The 19,469-nt window shown below is 60.7% G+C and carries 20 protein-coding genes; 5 read left to right on the forward strand and 15 right to left on the reverse strand.

Annotation, left to right across the window (positions count from 1 at the left end):
• Positions 1-18 precede the first annotated feature (18 nt).
• The gene (locus VMN77_03485; GenBank protein ID HTN42839.1) at positions 19-1,386 is read left to right on the forward strand and encodes a TIGR03013 family XrtA/PEP-CTERM system glycosyltransferase; all 1,368 of its coding nucleotides are present in this window, start codon (positions 19-21) and stop codon (positions 1,384-1,386) included.
• 12 nt (positions 1,387-1,398) lie between these two features.
• Here VMN77_03485 and VMN77_03490 read toward each other — a convergent pair whose 3' ends face one another.
• The 11 genes from VMN77_03490 to VMN77_03540 form a co-directional block, all read right to left on the reverse strand.
• Positions 1,399-1,806, reverse strand: coding sequence for a hypothetical protein (locus VMN77_03490; GenBank protein ID HTN42840.1), 408 nt, complete (start codon positions 1,804-1,806; stop codon positions 1,399-1,401).
• A gap of 21 nt (positions 1,807-1,827) precedes the next feature.
• Positions 1,828-4,848, reverse strand: coding sequence for a VWA domain-containing protein (locus VMN77_03495; GenBank protein HTN42841.1), 3,021 nt, complete (start codon positions 4,846-4,848; stop codon positions 1,828-1,830).
• Between the two features lie 6 nt (positions 4,849-4,854).
• Positions 4,855-5,685, reverse strand: a complete 831-nt coding sequence (locus VMN77_03500; protein ID HTN42842.1) for a CbbQ/NirQ/NorQ/GpvN family protein — start codon at positions 5,683-5,685, stop codon at positions 4,855-4,857.
• The gene (locus tag VMN77_03505; protein ID HTN42843.1) at positions 5,682-6,011 is read right to left on the reverse strand and encodes a hypothetical protein; all 330 of its coding nucleotides are present in this window, start codon (positions 6,009-6,011) and stop codon (positions 5,682-5,684) included. Before VMN77_03505 ends, VMN77_03500 begins: the two co-directional genes overlap by 4 nt.
• 86 nt (positions 6,012-6,097) lie before the next feature.
• Entirely contained in the window at positions 6,098-7,168 is a 1,071-nt protein-coding gene (locus VMN77_03510) for an Mrp/NBP35 family ATP-binding protein (protein HTN42844.1), read from the reverse strand.
• Between the two features lie 223 nt (positions 7,169-7,391).
• Positions 7,392-8,453: a cytochrome c peroxidase gene (locus tag VMN77_03515; protein ID HTN42845.1), complete on the reverse strand. Its 1,062-nt coding sequence runs from the start codon at positions 8,451-8,453 to the stop codon at positions 7,392-7,394.
• Positions 8,454-8,493: 40 nt separating this feature from the next.
• Positions 8,494-9,075 (reverse strand): DUF3501 family protein, encoded by a 582-nt coding sequence (locus VMN77_03520; GenBank protein ID HTN42846.1) that lies wholly within the window; start codon positions 9,073-9,075, stop codon positions 8,494-8,496.
• A gap of 15 nt (positions 9,076-9,090) precedes the next feature.
• The gene (locus tag VMN77_03525; GenBank protein ID HTN42847.1) at positions 9,091-10,401 is read right to left on the reverse strand and encodes a heterodisulfide reductase-related iron-sulfur binding cluster; all 1,311 of its coding nucleotides are present in this window, start codon (positions 10,399-10,401) and stop codon (positions 9,091-9,093) included.
• A 17-nt stretch (positions 10,402-10,418) separates the two neighbouring features.
• Complete coding sequence (locus VMN77_03530) at positions 10,419-10,847, reverse strand: rubrerythrin family protein (GenBank protein HTN42848.1); 429 nt, start codon at positions 10,845-10,847, stop codon at positions 10,419-10,421.
• Positions 10,848-10,852: 5 nt separating this feature from the next.
• On the reverse strand, positions 10,853-11,302 hold the full coding sequence (locus VMN77_03535; GenBank protein ID HTN42849.1) for a transcriptional repressor: 450 nt from the start codon (positions 11,300-11,302) through the stop codon (positions 10,853-10,855).
• A 69-nt stretch (positions 11,303-11,371) separates the two neighbouring features.
• Complete coding sequence (locus VMN77_03540; protein HTN42850.1) at positions 11,372-11,824, reverse strand: DUF5069 domain-containing protein; 453 nt, start codon at positions 11,822-11,824, stop codon at positions 11,372-11,374.
• A 125-nt stretch (positions 11,825-11,949) separates the two neighbouring features.
• Here VMN77_03540 and VMN77_03545 point away from each other — a divergent pair, with 125 nt between their 5' ends.
• Positions 11,950-12,540, forward strand: coding sequence for a GDSL-type esterase/lipase family protein (locus VMN77_03545; GenBank protein ID HTN42851.1), 591 nt, complete (start codon positions 11,950-11,952; stop codon positions 12,538-12,540).
• 6 nt (positions 12,541-12,546) lie between these two features.
• Here VMN77_03545 and dcd read toward each other — a convergent pair whose 3' ends face one another.
• The 4 genes from dcd to VMN77_03565 all read right to left on the reverse strand — a co-directional run bounded on the left by dcd (position 12,547) and on the right by VMN77_03565 (position 16,877).
• On the reverse strand, positions 12,547-13,098 hold the full coding sequence (dcd, locus tag VMN77_03550) for a dCTP deaminase (protein ID HTN42852.1): 552 nt from the start codon (positions 13,096-13,098) through the stop codon (positions 12,547-12,549).
• Positions 13,095-14,210, reverse strand: coding sequence for a KamA family radical SAM protein (locus VMN77_03555; protein ID HTN42853.1), 1,116 nt, complete (start codon positions 14,208-14,210; stop codon positions 13,095-13,097). Before VMN77_03555 ends, dcd begins: the two co-directional genes overlap by 4 nt.
• Positions 14,211-14,497: 287 nt before the next feature.
• A complete protein-coding gene (locus tag VMN77_03560) occupies positions 14,498-15,979 on the reverse strand; it encodes a hypothetical protein (GenBank protein ID HTN42854.1) in 1,482 nt (493 codons plus the stop codon).
• Between the two features lie 151 nt (positions 15,980-16,130).
• Positions 16,131-16,877, reverse strand: coding sequence for a glycerophosphodiester phosphodiesterase family protein (locus VMN77_03565; protein ID HTN42855.1), 747 nt, complete (start codon positions 16,875-16,877; stop codon positions 16,131-16,133).
• A gap of 335 nt (positions 16,878-17,212) precedes the next feature.
• Between VMN77_03565 and VMN77_03570 the strand changes: the two genes are divergently transcribed.
• The 3 genes from VMN77_03570 to VMN77_03580 all read left to right on the forward strand — a co-directional run.
• The gene (locus tag VMN77_03570) at positions 17,213-17,809 is read left to right on the forward strand and encodes a hypothetical protein (protein HTN42856.1); all 597 of its coding nucleotides are present in this window, start codon (positions 17,213-17,215) and stop codon (positions 17,807-17,809) included.
• A 65-nt stretch (positions 17,810-17,874) separates the two neighbouring features.
• A complete protein-coding gene (locus VMN77_03575; GenBank protein HTN42857.1) occupies positions 17,875-18,081 on the forward strand; it encodes a DUF1059 domain-containing protein in 207 nt (68 codons plus the stop codon).
• Between the two features lie 171 nt (positions 18,082-18,252).
• Positions 18,253-19,469: class II fumarate hydratase (locus tag VMN77_03580; protein ID HTN42858.1), on the forward strand; the 1,217-nt coding region annotated here is incomplete at its 3' end.

Below are 19,469 nucleotides of genomic sequence, written 5' to 3' on the forward strand. Positions count from 1 at the left end.
CTGTCGAGTCCAGGAAATTTGATCCGCCGCGTCGGATTCATCTTAATCGAGAATCTGCTGCTCTGCGCCAGCGTGCTGATCGCGGTATCGCTTCGCTTCTTCCTCAATGAAGTCTCCCCCCTCTCGAACGGACTGGTCTATCTGAAAGCGTTCGTGATCGCCTCGATCTGTCAGGTCAGTTTCTATTACAACGACCTTTATGTCATTCGACTGTTCCACCAGCGCCGCGAGTGGACGATCAAGTTCGTTCAATCGCTGGCCGCGGCCGCGATCCTCTTATCCGCGGTCTATTATCTTTTTCCGTCCCTGATCATCGGTCGGGGGATCTTCCTGATCACCCTGGTCCTGCTGCCGTTGGCCGTGATCGGATGGCGGTTCTCCTACGACCGGCTCAGCCGATTCAGCGGGATGAGGGACCGGGTCGTCATTCTGGGGTCCGGCTCGCTGGCCCGGAAGATCGGGGAGGAGGTCCTTCACAATCATCGGGACGCCTACGATATCATTGGTTTTGTGGACGAGGACCCGAGGCGGGTGGGGGAGAGCGTGGTCAATCCGAAGATCATCGGCGATTATACCGCGCTCTCGGCCATCGTATCCCAGCAGAGCATCGACCGGGTCATCGTGGCCTTGCCGGACCGGCGGGGCAAGCTGCCCGTGAACATGCTGCTGGATTGCAAATTTCAGGGGACGGGGGTTGAAGACGGCGTCAACTTCTACGAACGGCTGGTCGGAAAGATCCTCGTCGAGAACCTGAAACCCAGCTGGTTTATTTTTTCATCCGGGTTTCAACAATACCGGCTGGCCCGCGTCACCAAGCGCGTTTTGGACCTGGTCCTGGCCTCCGCGGCCCTCCTGGTCAGCCTGCCTCTGTTCCCCTTCATCGCGGTCCTGATCCGCCTGGATTCCCCCGGTCCCGCCTTCTTCCGTCAGGAGCGGGTGGGGGAGGGGGAAAGGGTGTTCACCTTGTTGAAGTTCCGTTCGATGCGGGTGGATGCGGAGGCGGCGACCGGGCCCAAGTGGGCCCAGGATCAGGACGATCGAAGGACGGCCGTGGGGAGGTTCCTTCGGAAGTCGAGGTTGGACGAGCTGCCCCAGCTCATCAACGTTTTGAAGGGCGATATGAGCTTTGTCGGGCCCCGTCCGGAACGGCCGTTTTTTGTCGCGGTATTGCTGAAGGAAATTCCCTACTATTCCGCCCGTCACGCGGTGAAGCCGGGAATCACCGGCTGGGCCCAGATCCGATACAGTTACGGGGCCTCGAAGGAAGACGCCTTGGAAAAACTTCAATACGATCTTTACTACATCAAGAACCTTTCGATCTGGCTGGATCTGACCATTCTCTTTGAAACGATCAAGGTGGTCCTGCTGGGTCGGGGCGCCCGCTGAGGAAGCCGGCCCTTACGAATTGTTCCCCTCCCTTGAACCCAGCAGTTCCCGCCACTTTTCCGGACCTTCCTCGATTTTAAAATTTTTCGTCGCGATAAAGGTTCCGTCGTAGTAAAGGTTCACCTTGAATTTTCCCCCGCCGTATTTTAGAGAGAGAAAATTTAAGAAAGCGGATGCCTCGAGAAGCGATTCAAAGTCGGGATAGCGGTACATGTCCAGGTCGAGAAACTGGACGATCATCCCCACCTTGTCGCTCACCATGATCTTGATCTCGAAGTCCCGGTGCATCTTCCGGTAACGCGACTGCATTTCCTCCAGCGGCATGGCCCCGGTGGACGCGGTCCGGGTGATCTTCCGGACGTACTCCTGAAACATGTCCCAGATCCAGCCGTGGTAGGGTTGATCCTGCGGAGCGCTCATCGCTTCGGGGCCTCCCTCCTTCTAGGTCGTCAATCGTTTGTAAATTCGGGGCAGTTTGTCCGGCAGCGTCGCGACCCGGTCGATGATCGTATGACCGACCTCGCCGTACATCTCGGTCACGTAGCGGCTGGCCTCCTGGTCGATCGTGATGCAGTACGGATGAACGCCGCGCATCCGGGCTTCCCTCAGCGCGTGCTTCGTGTCCTGCAGGGAATAAGCGCCGGCATAGCCGGCATCCAGGGGTTTTCCGTCGCTCAACAGGATGAGCAACCGGGTCTTCGCCCGTTGTTGTCCCAGTTTGGCCAGCGTGTGCCGGATGGCCGTTCCGTCCCGATTCTGGTTCAGGGCCCGCATCGCGCCGATCCGTTCATGGATGACGGGGTTGAAGGCGTCGGAGAAATCCTTGATGACGTAGAAATCGACCCGGTCCTTCGAATCCCCCGAAAATCCGTAAATCGCGAAAGCGTCTCCGACGGCCTGAAGGGCTTCGGCCATTAAAATCAGGGCCTCCTGTTCGACCTCGATGACGCGTTTACGGGACGAGGGGATCTGCCGGCCGGTCGAGCCGCTCATATCGATCAGAAAGGCGACCGCCACGTCGCGCACCTGTTTCTCGTTCCGGATGTAAAAGTTCTCGTGCGGCGTCTGGCCGCTGCGCAGCTCGGTGCGGGCTTCGACAATGGCGTCCATGTCGAGTTGATCGCCGCCGGCCTGCCGCTTCACCTTCCGGAAGGCTTCCGGCCTCAGGCCCTGAAAATGGCGCCGGAGAAGCCGCAGGACCGGCGCGTTGGAAGAAAGGGTCTCCTGAACCCTCCGGCTCGATTCCGGCCGGAGACGGTGTTCGTACAGACGGCACCAGCGGGGCCGGTACTCCTGGGCCGCGTCGTCCCATTCGTCATAGAGAAAAATCGGGGTTTCGGAGTCCCGGGCCGGCCGGGAAGGGGCGGGCGCGTCTTTGAATCCGAGGTCGGGCGCCTTTTCCTTCGTGGCGGCTTCCGTTTGGCTGTTTTCCAGGAATTTATTCCGGGGCTCGCCCGAAGGGGAGGCCGGAGGAGCGGACCCTGTGCGGGCCGGATCGATCGGGACCGTCTTTTCTTCGGAACGGGACCGGACCCAGTCGGGATGCATCACGCCGCGGTATGAAAACGCGGACGGGGAAGGGCGCGTCTCCCGCCGCTGGGAAGCGGCCGTCGGATCCGAGTGAGGATCGGCTGTCTTTTCCTGCACGCCGAGGGGATCGGACTCGCCCGCTACCGACGGAAAGCGTTTGAATTGTTCTTCAAGAAAACGGTAGAGCCGGGCCAATACCCGGAGGGAGTCGGTCGACGTGGCGGCCGGGTTCTTGACCTCAAGAAGGAGATCGTACGCGCCCGAGACGGTTTCGGCCAGCTCCAGCGGGACCTCGGTCGTGTCCGTGATCGAAAGCTGGAGCAGGGCTTCATGAACCGCCGTCCGCGGGGGAAGGGCCTCCAGCTTCGGCCGGGATTGGAGGTCCAGCGCGACGATCTGGTCCATGTCACGACGCGCGCCGGGATACTGGGCCCGAAGCCGGAAATCGACCCGGGCGTCTTCCAAAACGGTCCAGAGCGCCCGGGCCCAGGACGGGTTCGGGAAAAGGTTCAAATAATCGGCGACGGTAAGAACCCCGCCGGGTTCCGACGACGCCCGGCCGTATTCGGTCCGCACCCCGTCGATGACCTCTTGCATGGCCCGAAGGTCCGGCTCAAAGGTTCCGAACTCAAGGTGTCCGGCCTCATGCAGCGTGGAGGTCTTGTACAGCCGGAAGTTATCCTCGTCACGGGGGAACAGGCGAATCCGGGACGGGAGAAAGATCGTCCGTCCGTCGCCGGTCGGGGCATCGCCGACCGTCTCCCGAACGGGATCCGGAAGATCCGCGGTCGGCCTGATCGCGACGGATCGTCCGGAGAGGGCCTCGGCGAACAGCGTCAGGGTCCGGCCGACCGTCTTGAGGGACACCCCGCCGATAAGCCGCTCGGTCGTTTCCTGCCCCGTTTTCGATCGTCCGCTGAAATACGCCCGGGCGCGTTCGGGGTTCCCCGCCAGCAGGGAGAGACCGGCGTCGACCCAGCCTATGAAGTCGGCCGGGTTGTATTCGAAGGCCCGGAAAATCTTCGAACCCTCTTTCAGATAGTCCAGAACGACGGACGCTTCCCGGTCCGATCGAATCGAATCGGCCACCCGCTGCGCCTGGGAGAGGAACAGACGACGGCGGGCCGGGGATTCCATCTCCCGAAGAATCGTCGGGCCGGATCGAAGATAGTCCATTCCGAGGGCGGCGGCCCGGCGGGACAGCCCGATTCCCAGTTCCAGGAACGGCCGTCGAAGGTCCGGCGGTTCGATGCTTGCGAGTATTTCGGGGCTGAGGCGGAAGAATTCGATCGCGTTCAGATAATCGGGTTTGCCCAATGTGTTCGGCTCGACCAGGAGACGCCCCAATTCAACCCAGCGCGGAAGGTCGGCGATCGGAATCGGGTGAAGGACCCTGGGACTGATCCGGAAATATTCGACCGCCAGCACCGTGTCCTCTTCCGCCAGCCGTCGGCCGGTTTCCATCCAGACGGTCAGGTCGTCCGTTCCGATTCCGGGGGGGAGGTGAGGACAGGCCCGGATGAAGTCCATGAGAACGCCGTAATGACCGTCGCTGAGCTCGAGCCCCAGTCGAAGGAGCGCGGCCCGTTGGGGAGTATGGATCTCTGACAGGAGGTCCGGACTCTCCAAAAAATATTTCTGCGCCGCCGCGGAGGACTGCGACGCCATCGACGTGCCCAGATCCAGCCAGGAAAGGGTTTGAGCCGGATCCCACATTTCGAGGACCCGGGGAAAATTTCGGAGACCGATGGCGGCCGGTTTCGGCGCGGCCTCGACCAGCTCCTCCAGAAGTTCAAGGAGCGCGCTTCGATCCGACGGGCTGACGGCGGAGACGGCCTTCAGAAACGCCTGTCGCTGGGCGGAATCCAGCTCGCGGTCGCAAAGGCGGGTCAATGCGGAGGGGAGCGGCACCGGCGGGTTCGGGTCGGTCATGGCCGATCAAGGAAAAATGCTGTTGACGATTTCGGAGAGGCTCCGATGCATATCGGGGTCGTCCGTGATGGGCTGGGTGACGGCCGCCTCGCAGGCCGTCCGGGGATCGATTCCTTTTTGAATGAGCTCTCCGGCATAGACGAGCAGGCGCGTGCTGACGCCCTCCTCCAGTCCGTGGTTTTTCAAATTCCGGACTTTCTCGCCCAGTTTGACGAGGCTCTGTGCGACGGCCTCGCCCAGGCCGGTCTCGTGTCGGAGGATGCGGACCTCCATCTCTTTCGGGGGGTAATCGAACTCGATCGCCATGAACCGTTGCTTGGTGCTTTGCTTGAGCTCCTTGAGGACGCTTTGATAACCGGGATTGTAGGAAATCACGAGCATGAACTCGTCCACCGCCTCGATCACCTGGCCCTTCTTCTCGATCGGAAGGATCCGCCGGTCGTCCGTCAAAGGATGGATCACGACCGTCGTGTCCTTGCGGGCCTCCACCACCTCGTCCAGATAACAGATCGCGCCGTGTTTGACGGCCAGGGTCAGCGGGCCGTCGACCCAGACGGTCTCATCGCCCCGGAGGAGATAACGTCCCACGATGTCCGAGGCCGTCAGGTCTTCATGGCAGGCGATCGTGATCAGCGGGCGCTTGAGCTGGTAGGCCATGTGCTGGACGAAGCGGGTCTTGCCGCAGCCCGTCGGGCCCTTGAGCATGACCGGCATTCGATTCAGGTAGGCGGTGCGGAAGAGCTCCGCCTCGCTCCGGACCGGGATATAAAAAGGCTCCTGCGCGATCCGGTACTGATCGATCTCCAGTTCCAGTCCTTTGAGCCGCTCGGCGCTCATGAGCTTGACTTGACCCGGTGGCTGAGAACGAAGAAGATGCCCGTGAGGATCGTCCCGTAAAAAAGGATCATCTTGTACCAGTAGGTGACCACCGGATCAATCTCGTAGACCTTAAAAACAATGCCGGCCGCAACGGTCATGGCGATCAGGCCCCATTTATGCCAGGTCTCGACGCTGCTATGGACGAAAAGGATGACGCCGGACAGGAATAAGATCACCGGCATGATGTCCAGGTCATGTTCGATGGAAAGCAGGATGTTCAGAAACCCCATGATGATCATGGCGAGCCCGATCAGCCGCTCGATGGATAAGAGTTTTTGGTCCACGCGACATACTCCGTGCAGAGGTGGTTAGGTTAGCATAGAATCCGACGGTGTGTCAACGCGGCCGGCGGCCCGGATGGCCCCGTCCTTCAACCGATGATTTTGAGGGTCTGGCGTTTGGCGTTCTGGATGCTGATCTGGGCCGCGATGGCCCGGGCGATTTTTCGGAACGCCTCGGCGGTGGGGGAGTCGGGGTGGGAAACGAGAACCGGAGCCCCGCTGTCCCCGCCGACCCGGACCTCGGGATCGATCGGGATCTCTCCAAGAAACGGAACGTCGAGTTTCTCCGCGGCGAGCCGGCCCCCGCCGTGACTGAAGATCTCGGTCCGTTCGTGGCAATGCGAGCAGACAAAGTAGCTCATGTTCTCGATGATTCCGAGCACCGGAACGTTTACCTTCTGGAACATGGCGAGCCCTTTTTTGGAATCGTGCAGCGCGACGTTCTGGGGGGTGGTGACGATGACCGCCCCGGTCAAGGGCACGAGTTGCGAGATCGAGAGTTGCGCGTCGCCCGTTCCCGGCGGGAGATCGACGAGGAGATAGTCGAGTTCGCCCCACTCCACGTCCCGGAGGAACTGCTGGATCGCTCCGTGGATCATGGGGCCGCGCCAGACGATCGGCTGGTCTTCGGGGACGAGGTATCCCATCGACATGAGTTTGACTCCGTGGCCCACGGCCGGGAGCAGTTTGTTGTCCCGCTGGCTCGGCGGTTCCTCGGCCCCCATCATCATGGGGATGTTCGGGCCGTAGAAATCGGCGTCCATCAAGCCGACCTTCGCGCCCGTCTCGGCCAGCGCGACCGCGAGCGTGGCGCTGACGGTCGATTTTCCCACGCCGCCCTTCCCGCTGCTGATCGCGATCGCGTTTTTCACCAACGGGATGTAATCTTCTTTGACGCCGCTGATCCCCTTGGTGACATTGGAGGTCATGTTGATGTCCACCTTGGATACGCCCGGAAGGGCCGCGATGAGACGTTGGGCCTCCTCGCGCATCTGGTCCCGGACGGGGCAGGCGGGGGTGGTCAGGACGATATCAAAGCCGACCTGGGAATCCCGGATCTTGATGTTCTGGACGAAGCCCAGCGCGACGATATCTTTGTGGAGATCCGGATCCTGGATCTTGCTTAAGGCGGCCAATACTTCTTTCTCGGTTACGGGCATAATTGGTCTCCGTATATGGTTCTATTTTACGGGCCGCGGAGTTGCTACGTCAACGGGTTTTTACTAATACAAACGAAAATATTAGACTGACATTCGGCGGGTGGCCGGAGACGGGGCGCCCCGCCGAGCGCAGCCGGGGTCCCTACACCGGGCGGGGTGGCGAGCACGGTGGGGCTGTCGAAGGACAGGACCCGGCAATGGAACAGGATTATTGTCGTTTGTATTACATCGGGAACTCGGAGGGCGGCGTGATGTTCTGCCACCCTTCGCCGCTGAGACTGTTCAGGAACTCGACCAGGTCCTTTTTCTCGTTTTCCGTGAGATCGAGCGGGATGATCAGCGGGTCCTGGAAGGGATTTTTGATTCCGCCCTGGTTATAAAAATTCACCACGTCCATCAAGGTGGCGAAGCGGCCGTCGTTCATATACGGCGCGGTCCGTGAAATTTCGCGCAGGCTGGGGGTTTTGAAGGCGCCCATGTCCTTGGGGTCCTTTGTGACGTGAAACCGCCCCGTGTCCACCATGTCCTTGTCGAACCCGATCCCGAGGTTGTGGAACTTCTCATCCGTGAAGTTGAAGCCGGAGTGACACTTTGTGCAGCGGGCCTTGTTCCGGAAGAGGTCCAACCCTCGCTTCGCGGCCGGCGAGAGGGCGTTTTCTTCACCGCCGACGTCGAATTTGTCGAAGGGGCTGTTGCCGGAGAGGATCGTACGCTGGAAGCTGGCGATGGCCTTCCCGATCTTATCGACCGTGATCTCGCCGCCGAAGACCTCCTTGAACTCTTTTTTATAGCCCTCGATCTTGTTCATCTTCTCGATCATTTCCTTATAGTCGGCGAAACCGTGCTCGACCGGGTTCACGAAGGGCCCGACCGACTGGTCTTCGAGCGTGGCCGCCCTCCCGTCCCAGAACTGGGCCTTGGAAAAGGCCCGGTTGATCGCCATCGGGGCGCTTCGTCCCCCCTGCTGGTGCCGGACCCCGGAGGAGACGGGCTGACCGTCGGTGAAGGCGAGCGCCGGCATGTGGCAGACGGCGCAGGCGATCGTGTTCTCCTTGGACAGGCGCTTGTCAAAGAAAAGCTGCCGTCCCAGTTCAACTTTTTCCCGGGTCAGAGGGTTGTCGTTCGGCACGTAAAATTGATCCGCTTCCAGTCCCAGCGGAATCGGCGGTCTGAATTCCTTCGGCTCCGCTCCGATGGCCTGGAGTGAACCGAAGAGCAGAACGACCAGCGCGGCCGTGAGCCCCGCGCCTTGTGCGATGGACCATTTGCTTGAACCTCGTTTCATGGTGATCCCCTCCTTCAGGGTTATGACAATGGATCGTTGTTTAAAGAAAATCTTCCGAAAGTTCGTGCCGGACATCCTTGCCGAGCGGCGTTCGGACCCGGTAATGGGGATGGTCCGCGGTCAGCGCCGCCGGAACTTGATCGTTGCGGAAGGCGGCCCGCTGTTCCGGGGTGAAACGGAAGCGGACATAATGAACCGCGCTGAGCTTCTCCTCGTTGCTGTGCCCTTCCTCGAACCGTCCGTCGATCCGGTCGGCGCCGATTTCGAAAAAAAGGCAACGACCGTTATCGATCCCGCGGAGTTGATCCAAGGTCTCCTTGATTCGTTCGGGCTCCGTGATCTCGATGAACAGCGTGGCCGACAACTCACCCGGACCGGCGATCAGCGGGTTGTAAGTGTCCAGCTCGTCCTGGATTTTGGCCGGATCGTAGATATGCTCCACGCGCATCATCTCCTGAATCTGGAACAGGACCGTGTCCCGGTTCTCGAACACCAGCGTGATCCGTTCCCCGAGCGGAACCCGGCGCCTTTTCTTGAGGGCGATGATCCGATCCCGGAACGGTTTGCGAACGGCCTCGTATTCCGGGAGCGGCTTGATGTCTTTGAGCTCAAGCGTGTTCATGGGAATCTCCAGTTATTATTTCAACCCGTAGGCCTTCTGAACCACCTGAATCGGGTGGACCGACTTCTTCCCGGTGCTTTGGGTGAGCGCGATTCCGGAAAGGGGACAGTCCGAAACGGCCACGTCCGGCTCCGCATTCTCCACGGCCGCGAAGGCCTTTCGTCCGACCTTGAGCGAGAGGTCGTAGAATTCCTTTTTGACCCCGAACGTGCCGTCATGCCCGGAGCACCGTTCGATCACTTCGACGGTGGCTCCGGGAATCAACTTCATCAGGTCGCGCGACTTCAACCCGATGTTCTGATCCCTCAGATGGCAGGGGACCTGGTAGGCGATCTTCCCGGGACTGGACACGAAATCCTTCGCGAGCTTTCCCATCCCTTCGAGTTTCATGAGGTATTCGCAGAGGTCGTACGTGTTGGCCGCGACCTTTCGCGCCTCCTCGGTCGGAACGAGGTCCGGATATTCCTTCTTCAGCATCAGGCTGCAGGTCGGCATCGGCGATACGATCTTGTAGCCCCCGTCCACCGCGGCCGCGAGACGCTTCAAATTCGACCGGGCTTTCCGGCGAACCGCGTCCAGATCCCCGATGTCGAAATAGGGCATTCCGCAGCATTCCTGTTCAGGACAGATCACCTCGACGCCGTTTTTCTCGAGGACCTGAATCGCGGCCTTGCCGATCTCGGGATCGTGGCGGTTGACGTAGCAGGTGTAGAACAAGGCAATCTTCTCGGTTGTGGGGGCAGGTCCCCGTGCCTGCCCTATGTCAGTGCGGCCACGGAGAGCCGCCCCTACGGTAGATCTACCTGATTTCCGAATTTGTCCGAACCACGATGCAAACGACCGCCACCGGAAGTCCGGGAACAGCCGCTCCCGGTGAATGCCCGTCACGCCCTCCAGCATCCGGCGGAAGAACGGCCGGCGGAGGGCCCAATTGGCCAGGGGCGCGATCATCCCGCCCAAGCGTCCCACGAAATCCACGTTCACCAAAAGACGGTCCCTAAATCCGGCCGGCCGCCGTTTCGCCATCAGATGTTTTCCCCAAAGCATCAGCCGCGGAAAATCCAGGTCGTATGGGTGCGGCGGACAATAGGGACAGTGGTTGAAACAAAGCTTGCAGTAATAACAGAGATCCACCACCCGATCGTGAAGCGGCGCGTCAAGCGCGGCGACCTCGCCGTCCTTGTCGTCGATGCCGCGGAACAGGACATCAAAGGACGGACAGAGGTTAAAACACCTCCGGCATCCGTTGCAGATCTCGTAGACCCGCAAGGTTTCGGCCCGGAGGGCTTCCGGTTCTTTGAATCGGGGGGAGTCGAAGGCGATCATCCCGTTTCCCCGGCGAATTACTTCTTGATGCTGTCCAGGGCCTTGGTAAATCGTCCCGCATGGGACTTTTCGGCCTTGGCCAGCGTCTCGAACCATTCCGAGATCTCTTCGAACCCTTCTTCGCGGGCGGTCTTGGCGAATCCGGGATACATCTGGGTGTACTCGTAGGTTTCGCCTTCGATCGCGGACTTCAGATTGGCCGCGGTGTCGCCGACGGCCACGCCCGTGACCGGGTCGCCGACCTCGGCCAGGTAATCAAAATGTCCGAAGGCATGCCCGGTCTCGCCCTCGGCCGTGTCCCGGAACACGCCGGCGATGTCGGGTTGTCCCTCGATGTCGGCGCGACGGGCAAAATAAAGATAGCGTCGGTTGGCCTGGGATTCTCCGGCGAATCCATCCTTTAGATTTTGCCAGGTCTTCGATCCTTTCAAGGCTTTCTTGGCCATGGTGCTTACCTCCTTTTTTGGGGTTTGGTTAGTTTGGATTTGCAATCGCTGCAGTAGCCGTGAAATTCGACCCGGTGTCCCGTGATCCGGTAACGGTGCTTGGCCTTGGGCGATAGGGCCAGGCGATCCAGGGTGTCGTCGTAGAGGTCCTCGATTTTTTTGCAACGCAGGCAGACGAGGTGATGATGGGCGGCCTGGTTGGCGTCAAACCGGGCCTTGTCGTGCCAGAGGCTGATCTCCGACGCGATCCCGACGTCCTTCAGGCTCTCGAGGGTGTTGTAGACCGTGTTCATCGACAGGGTCGGGTAGGCCTTCTTGACCGTCGAGTAAAGATCCTCCACGCTGGGATGTTCGGTCGACCCGGCCAGCGCCCGGTAGATGGCATACCGCTGGCTCGTGAACTTGAGGCCGCGATCCTGGAAATGCCTTCGAAGCTGCTCGGGCGTGAGGAACATAAGAATGATTCCTAATTGATAATAATTACTGTTTACCACATGGGGGGAAAGGTTGTCAAGCGCAAAAGATTATCCGTCCGCCCTCCGCACCGGTACCTCGCGGCCTTCTTCCAGATCTAACAGATCCGGCCATGCGGTGATGTCGGTGCGGTGCGGGGCGAGCCGGTTCCGGATTTCATCGAAACGGCGCTGGCTATCCTGGTTACGAGGTTTCCGGCTCAGAAAGGCCCGGTTCCAGGATTCGATTTCCTCGGGATTCCGGGTTGCCGCCTTTTCCCGGACCCAGCCCAGCAGTTCCCGGTCGTCCTTTATCTGGACCGCCTCGTAGAAGGCGTCCGGGTCGATCGTCAGGAATTCGAGCAGCGCGAGGTCCAGGGGGCAGGGATAGATATACTCCCCGACGGTGCCCGCCGCCTTGGCCCGCGCCTTGTCGGCCATGCGGGCGAGGTGGGCGTACCCCCCGAGCGTCTCGCCGGGGCTTCGGGGAAACTGACGGGTGAGATCGGGCGGTTTGACCTTCATGGATCGGACCTCCTTGTCGCGCGCGGGGGGATGGTTTATACTGAATGCCGTTTGTCGTACAGTTTATCTCAGGAGGAACGCGAAATTCAACCGGAGGTTAGGATCATGGTTGGAAAACGTCCGTCATGACCCGGCCGCTTCGAATCATCGCGTTCGGCGACAGCCTCACCGTGGGCTATCAATCGCCGACGGCCGAAAATCCGGACGGGGCGGCCACGCCCTACGGACGGTTTTTACAGGAACGGCTGGGGGAATCGGCCGAGGTCTTGATCCGCGGCCTCAACGGCGAGCTGACGGGCGAGATGGCCTTGCGCCTGGGGACGGACGTCCTTCCGCTTCGGCCGGATTACGTCATCGTCCTCGGGGGGACCAACGATCTCGGGTGGGGCGCGCGTCCCCCGGACGTGATGCGAAATCTCGTGACGATCTACGAGCGGGTCCGCGGCGCGGGCGGGCGGCCCGTGGCCGTGACCATTCCCTCGATCCTCGGCTTCGACGACGGGATTCCCCCCCGACAAACCCTCAACCGCCTCATCCTGGAATACAGCCGGACCAAACCGCAGCCGGCGGTCGATCTCTTCACGGCCACGGCCGAGCCGGAAACGCTCCGCTTGGCCGGGGCCTATTCCAACGACGGCCTCCATCTGAGCACCGAGGGCTATCGGGTATTGGCCGGGCTGCTTTATGAGGAAGTTTTCTCGGGGATCCCAAGATGACCCGGGTCAGATCCGGGGAACGGTGATTCCGCGCTGGGCCTGGTATTTCCCCTTCTTGTCGGCGTAGGAGGTTTCGCAGGGCTCGTCGCTCTCGAAGAAGACCACCTGGGCAATGCCCTCATTGGCGTAGATCTTGGCGGGCAGCGGGGTGGTGTTGGAGATCTCGAGGGTCACGAACCCCTCCCATTCCGGCTCGAACGGTGTCACGTTCGTGATGATCCCGCAGCGGGCATAGGTGCTTTTGCCGACGCAGATCGTCATGACGTTTCGCGGGATTTTGAAATATTCCACGCTCATTCCCAGGGCGAACGAATTGGGCGGGATGATGCAGATCGGGCCCTTGAAATCGACGAAAGATTTCAGGTCGAAGTTCTTGGGATCCACGATCGTCGTGTTGATGTTGGTGAAGATCTTGAACTCGTCCGCGATCCGGATGTCGTAGCCGTACGACGAGACGCCGAACGAGATCACGCCCTGCCGGATCTGTTTTTCCTCGAAGGGGGCGATCATCCCGTGTTCATTCGCCATCTTTCGGATCCACCGGTCGCTCTTGATCATTCATCGCCTCCGTTGTTCAGAATTTTGAAGGGCCCCTTCGCCCCCCGCGGGTTGGCCGAGACCTTGTCCGGCTCGACCTGGGGGTATCGGTAGACGCGGCCCCCGTAGTTTTTCAGTACCGCCTCCCGGCCGTTGAGCTCGACGAGGTAATCGGCCGGCAAGAGCGGGATCTTTCCGCCGCCGCCCGGCGCGTCGATCACGTAGTGCGGAACCGCCATTCCGGACGTATGGCCCTGGATCGACTTGAGAATCGCCAGGCCGTCCTCCACCGGGGTCCGGAAATGGTTGGTTCCCCGGGTCAGATCGGCCTGATAAATGTAGTACGGTTTGACCCGGCAGGCAAGAAGTTTTTGCAACAGGCGCTTCATCACCTCCGGGTCGTCGTTCACCCCCTTGAGCAGAACCGTCTGGCTTCCCAGCGGGATCCCGGCGTCGGCCAGCCGTTCGCAGGCTTGTTTCACCTCCGGGGTGATCTCGTCGGGGTGGTTGAAGTGCAGGTTCATATAGATCGGGTGATATTTTTTGACCATCGCGCAGAGGTTTTCGGTGATCCGCGAGGGGAGGCTCCCCGGAACGCGGCTTCCGATCCGGATGATCTCCAGATGCGGGATCGCCCGAAGGGCCTTGAGGACCCGCTCGAGGTGATCGTCGGTCAGCAGGAGCGGGTCGCCTCCGGAAAGTATGACGTCCCGGATTTCGGGATGGTCATGAATATAATCCACGGCCCGGTCGAGGTCTCCTTTGGATATGAACCCGGGCTTGCCCACCAGTCGCTTGCGAGTGCAGAAGCGGCAGTAGATGGGACATTGGTTCGTGACCATCAGCAGGACGCGATCGGGATAGCGGTGGACCAGGTGCGGGACGGGGCTGTCGGCATCCTCGTTCAGCGGGTCGGCCGCGGCCAGGAGGTCATCGCCCTCGATCGCCTCCGGGACGACCTGTTTCCAAACGGCGTCGCCCCTTTCCTTGATCAGCTTCAGCACGTGGGGTGTGATCCGCATGCGGTATTCCTTCATGACGTCCCGGATCGCGTCCGGGTCCACGCCCAGCTCGCGGGCGAGGTCTTCCGGTTTCGTGATGCTGGCTTGAAGCTCGCGTTGCCAATCTTCCATTCGGCCTCCTTGCATGGATGGTTTAAAATATCGCTTCCGCGGGCCCTGCTTTACGACTCAATCCACAGGCCGGTTGGGGTGGGCCCAAGAGGCGACTCGGCTTGCGTTTGGGCACACGGCTTGGCGAAGGACGCGGCCTGGAACGACAGGCAAATTTTGCGTGCCTCACCTTCGCAAAATTTAGCGGCCGAGCCTTAGCCGGGTCAAACGGAGGCCGCCGGAGCCGAAGGGGCCCGGTCCCAATCCGCGCCTTCGATTTAACCGCTCCGCCCGGCCACCCGCGCGCATTAATCCTTCACGGCGCAGGGCGCCATCACGGCCTCGGTCATGCCGTGGATCAGTTTCTTGTCCAACGGGCAGATCGTCGCCAGGATCCCCCCCAGATCGGCCTTTTCCCCGTCGATGAAATAGTAGGGGGACAGACGGACGCGGCCGCCCATGAGCCTGGGCTGCGGTTCGGACGGGTCGTCGTACCAGACCGAAACCTTCCGGCCCCCGTGGAACTCCTGCAGGATGGACGGAGACCGGGGAAATTGGGCCTGGGCGTCGGCGAGCGCCCGGGCCCATTCCTCTTCGGGAAGGTCGTGCCCCACCACCACACCCCGGCTGCCCCAGGCCTTCTCGGAGAAGCCGGAGGGTTTCAAGACGTAATGACGTTCCTTCTGCGTGAGCGCGGTCAGCTCCGCCCAGTGGCTCACGGGCCGCTGCCGGATCGAGAGGCCGGGAATCACGGCGTGCGGCGGAACCGGCTGCGGGTCCACGATCCAGGTCTTCGGAAATATCCGAAGAAGCGCCGCGTCGGTTTTTTCACCCAAGGTTTCCGTCCAGACCGGTCGGAGCGCCGGATGATGAAACAGCGCGAAGGCCATCTTTTCTTCCAGGCAGGTCTTGGCCGGGGGGGTGATCTTGACCTTTTCCTTCCGGGCGCTGTAGAGGATCAGCTCGGATTTCGGGATGTTCTTGAGATCGAACAGTTCGAAGAAACGGTACACCACATCGATCGGAACGGGGGCGCCCTGATGGTCGACGGTCAGTCCTTCCTCGGTAAACCGGATCTGCTCCGGCTCGATTACGAAGGTGCGGAGTCCCGCACGGGTGAGGCGGTTTCCGAGCCACCGCATCTCGGGACGATAGTCTTCGGATTCCTCGGAAACGACGACGGCCAGCGTTGGACCGGGACCGCCCGCGACGGACCGGACCATTGCGGCGAAGCCCTCGACCATTCCGTCCGCCCCGCCGATGACGTCGACGCCCAATTCGGAATAATGAAGCGACAGATTTCCCGTCAGGCCGATTCCCCCGGGAACCGAGTCCAGCTCGGTCACGATCCACCCGTCGTCGGTGAGAATCAGGTCCGGACGGATGACGCCCGGGAGGTCCGCTTTGAACCGGTTCATCCGTCCGTAATCAACGACGGCCTCGGGTTTTCCCTGATCGAGGTACCGGCTGATCCATCGGGGCTGGGACCCGCGAACGCTGGCGAAGTAAAGGCGGTTCAAGGCCGTATAGAAGGCGAGCAAGCGGGGTCCCAGGTCCCGGATCGCCTCGAGGTCGGCGGCCGATATCCAAAAGGGTTCCGGCGATACCCGCCAGGCCATCCGGCTGACGGCCCCGTCGGATGCGGGGGCCTCTTTCTCCGATGGAGGGTGGAAGAGGCCGTCCCGGATCAGCCGGCTCCGGATCTCCCCGCAACGGCTTCGGATCCATTCTAAATTCGGGGGTTCTTTTGTCTTGAGACCGGACGGTTGTGACGGAGTTTGACGGGGCAACAATCGCTCCTCGTTTATGCGGGCCAGGAATTGATAATGATCAATATTAACACGCCCCGAATAATAGCATCAAGCGGTTTTTCTTCCTTTTGGCGGAGGAGCCGGCATAACAAATCGCCCTAGCGGGGAGGGTCATGGTCAACAGGGTCTCTTATTTTAAAGCAGGTGAATTCCCCAGGAGGTCCCGCAGCCGGTCGGGATAGTTGGTAAACAAGCCGTCCGCTCCCATGGCGAGATACCGTTTCATCAGGGACGGGCGGTTGACGGTGTAAACATAGACCGGAAGGCCGGCGGAGTGGGCCCGGGTCAAAATGGTTTTCGTGAAACGATGGGTTGAGATATGGATGGAATGGGCCGTTAACGATTCGGCCGCATTCAATATGTCCCGCGGCCTCGTCTTTCGCGTCAGGAGTCCCAGGGGGATCCCGGAATCGAGCCCGCGAAGGGTATTTAAAGCCGCGATATCGAACGACGAGATCGCGACCCTGTCCCCGGCGCGGTGTCGGGCGATCGTCTCCAACACCCGTCGTTCGATCCCGGAATAAAAGGGCGAACCGCGCTTGATTTCGATGAAGACGCGGAGGCGGCCGGCGGCGAATCCCAACACCTCGTCCAGCGTCGGCACCCGCTCGCTCCGGTAGCTTCCGTCCCACCAGGAGCCGATATCCAGGTCCTTGATCTGTTTGAGCGTGAGCTCCCGGACCGGGCGCGGATCGCCCGCCGTCCGCCGAAGCGTAAAATCATGGAGGACGACCAGGCCGCCGTCGGCGGTCTGGTGCACGTCCAGCTCGATCCAGTCCGCGGACTGCTCGACCGCAAGACGGAACGCGGCCATCGTATTTTCGGGCGCGTGGCCGGAGGCCCCACGGTGGGCGATGATCAGAGGATGATGTGTCATATGGGACTTGTGTGACATATAACATTTGCCGCGGGGGCTGTCAAAAGGAATTCCGCGTCTCTTGACAGACGCCATAAAATTGGATTATTCTGAAAACGCTTTTTAACGTTCAAAATAAGCGTGGTCAGGGTGTCGGGCCTTATCGCCCCGGGAATGCCATGATCTCTCCATCCTTTGAAATCACTCCGAACATTTCAATCATTCATCAAATGCGGCCATGACACGAAAGGGGGTGAATCGCCCTATACGAAGGGTATACGTCCCGGTTTTACTGTAGCGATGATCTGTTTTTCGGGTTCCGGTTCTTGATCCGTCAATCACACAGGAGGCGCCAAATGCAGCCGATTCGAATGGGCATCGTTGGTTTTGTATTGATGATGGTCTTGTCCGTCAGTGTTGCGGCCGTTTCAATGGCCGAGATGAGCAAAAGCCCGATCGGGAAGATGTCGAAAGAACAGTTGATCAAGACCGCCGAGAGCGCCGCCCCCGCGGAAATCTCAAAAGACGCGACGATCATGATACCCGGCCCCGACGGTAAGTTGATGGAGGCCCGAAAGGGAACGAACGGCTTCACCTGTATCCCCGATATCGACGGCCAGAAGAAGCCGGACCCGATGTGCGGCGACCCGGCCGCCTGGCAATGGGCGAACGATTTGATGAGCGGGGCGGAGAAACCGACGAATACGGTTCCGGGAATCGCGTATATGGCACAGGGGGGCTGGCATTTTGAAAAGGACGGAAAGATCTTGATGAAAAACGAGCCGGGCGCAAAGCTCCTGACCGAGCCGGCGCATTGGATGGTCTTCTGGCCGTTTGACGCCAAAACAGCCGGCCTTCGGACCATGCCGAACAAAATGGGCGCTTATATCATGTGGGAAGGCACCCCGTATGCCCATCTGATGATTTATCAGGATCCGAGAAAGATGAAGTAGGTCGGAATATAAAAATCGAGGGGGCTCATCCGATGCGCCCTTCTCTCAACCAAAAGGAGGATGTCATGCCTACGAAACAGTACAAGAAGTTAGGGTGTCTGGACGCAAATCCGACGGGGGGCTGCGCGTTTGAAATCCGGGCCGAGACCGAGGACGAGGTGATGCGGATCATGGGCGATCATGCCAAGGTCATGCACAAGATGGCCTCCCTTCCGCCGGAGATGATTTCCAAGGTCAAGTCCGCCATCAAGACCGTGCCGGTCAACGTATAACGGACGGCCCGCCGAATCCAAAACCCCCGGTGCCGTGGTCATGCGCCGGGGGTTTTTATTTCCAGGTTGAGTTCCCACCGCGTCTTGCAGTACAATTATCCCACCGTTTAATACAAACCTGATTTTGTGGAGAGACCTTTGAAACCGAAGACACGACTCGAACGCGACACGATGGGCGAAAAAGAGGTCCCGGCCGAGGCCTATTACGGCATCCAGACCCTCCGGGCCGTTGAAAACTTCCCGATCAGCGACCTTCGCTTCTCCCGGTCCTTCATCCGGGCCCTCGGCCTGATCAAGTGGGCGGGAGCCCAGGTGAACGAAGAACTGGGTCTTCTGGACAGGAAAAAGGCCCGTGCGATCGTCCAGGCCGCGCGCGAGGTGGTCGACGGAAAACTCGACCGGGAGTTCGTGGTGGACATTTTTCAGACCGGCTCCGGAACCTCGACCAACATGAACGCCAACGAGGTGATCGCCAACCGCGCGGCCGAGCTGTCGGGGGAGGCGGTCGGCGGAAAAGCGGTCCATCCCAACGATCACGTCAATCTCGGCCAGTCCAGCAATGACGCGATCCCGACCGCGATCCATGTCGCGGCGCTGGAAATGATCGAAAAGGATCTCATCCCTTCCCTGACCAAACTGCAGAAAGCGCTCGCGGCCAAGGCGAAGGAGTTCGACGCCATCGTCAAGATCGGCCGGACCCATCTGGCCGACGCCACGCCGATCCGGCTGGGGCAGGAATTCTCGGGTTATGCGCGTCAGGTCGCCCTCGCGGTCCGTCGCGTTCAAGCCGTCCGGGAGAACCTTTCGGAGCTTGCGCTGGGCGGCACGGCCGTCGGCACGGGGATCAACACGCACCCGGAGTTTGCGAAACGGGTGATCGCGATCCTGAGTGGCGAAACCGGCTGCGGCTTCCGCGAGGCCGAAAACCATTTCGAGGCCCAGGCCGCGAAGGACGCCGTGGTCGAGGCGAGCGGCGCGCTCAAGACGGTCGCGGTGAGCCTGACGAAGATCGCGAACGACATCCGCTGGCTCGGCTCCGGTCCGCGATGCGGCATCGCCGAGATCCTCCTTCCCGACACGCAGCCCGGCTCCTCGATCATGCCGGGGAAGGTCAACCCGGTGATCGCCGAGTCGGTCTTGATGGTCGCGGCCCAGGTGATCGGGAACGATCTGACGATCGCCATCGGAGGCCAGGCCGGAAATTTCGAGCTGAACGTGATGATGCCGGTCATGGCCTACAACCTCCTCCAGTCGATCGAGCTGCTCGCGCGGTCGGCCGAAAATTTCACGATCCGCTGCGTCCACGGCATCCAGGCCGACGAGGCCCGGAACCGGGCGATGATCGAGCAGAGCCTCGCCATGTGCACCGCGCTCGCGCCGGCGATCGG

The sequence above is a fragment of the Nitrospiria bacterium genome (genome assembly GCA_035498035.1).
Taxonomy (GTDB): Bacteria; Nitrospirota; Nitrospiria; order JACQBZ01; family JACQBZ01; genus JACQBZ01.

Bases quoted from the DNA above. Each gene is read 5' to 3' on its own strand.
- VMN77_03540 (HTN42850.1), bottom strand. From the start codon at position 11,824: ATGAAGGTCAAACCGCCCGATCTCACCCGTCAGTTTCCCCGAAGCCCC.
- VMN77_03565 (HTN42855.1), bottom strand. From the start codon at position 16,877: ATGACACATCATCCTCTGATCATCGCCCACCGTGGGGCCTCCGGCCAC.
- VMN77_03530 (HTN42848.1), bottom strand. From the start codon at position 10,847: ATGGCCAAGAAAGCCTTGAAAGGATCGAAGACCTGGCAAAATCTAAAG.
- VMN77_03495 (HTN42841.1), bottom strand. From the start codon at position 4,848: ATGACCGACCCGAACCCGCCGGTGCCGCTCCCCTCCGCATTGACCCGC.
- VMN77_03570 (HTN42856.1), top strand. From the start codon at position 17,213: ATGCAGCCGATTCGAATGGGCATCGTTGGTTTTGTATTGATGATGGTC.
- VMN77_03575 (HTN42857.1), top strand. From the start codon at position 17,875: ATGCCTACGAAACAGTACAAGAAGTTAGGGTGTCTGGACGCAAATCCG.
- VMN77_03520 (HTN42846.1), bottom strand. From the start codon at position 9,075: ATGAACACGCTTGAGCTCAAAGACATCAAGCCGCTCCCGGAATACGAG.
- VMN77_03490 (HTN42840.1), bottom strand. From the start codon at position 1,806: ATGAGCGCTCCGCAGGATCAACCCTACCACGGCTGGATCTGGGACATG.
- VMN77_03525 (HTN42847.1), bottom strand. From the start codon at position 10,401: ATGATCGCCTTCGACTCCCCCCGATTCAAAGAACCGGAAGCCCTCCGG.
- VMN77_03545 (HTN42851.1), top strand. From the start codon at position 11,950: ATGACCCGGCCGCTTCGAATCATCGCGTTCGGCGACAGCCTCACCGTG.
- VMN77_03500 (HTN42842.1), bottom strand. From the start codon at position 5,685: ATGAGCGCCGAGCGGCTCAAAGGACTGGAACTGGAGATCGATCAGTAC.
- VMN77_03510 (HTN42844.1), bottom strand. From the start codon at position 7,168: ATGCCCGTAACCGAGAAAGAAGTATTGGCCGCCTTAAGCAAGATCCAG.
- VMN77_03515 (HTN42845.1), bottom strand. From the start codon at position 8,453: ATGAAACGAGGTTCAAGCAAATGGTCCATCGCACAAGGCGCGGGGCTC.
- VMN77_03535 (HTN42849.1), bottom strand. From the start codon at position 11,302: ATGTTCCTCACGCCCGAGCAGCTTCGAAGGCATTTCCAGGATCGCGGC.
- dcd (HTN42852.1), bottom strand. From the start codon at position 13,098: ATGATCAAGAGCGACCGGTGGATCCGAAAGATGGCGAATGAACACGGG.
- VMN77_03555 (HTN42853.1), bottom strand. From the start codon at position 14,210: ATGGAAGATTGGCAACGCGAGCTTCAAGCCAGCATCACGAAACCGGAA.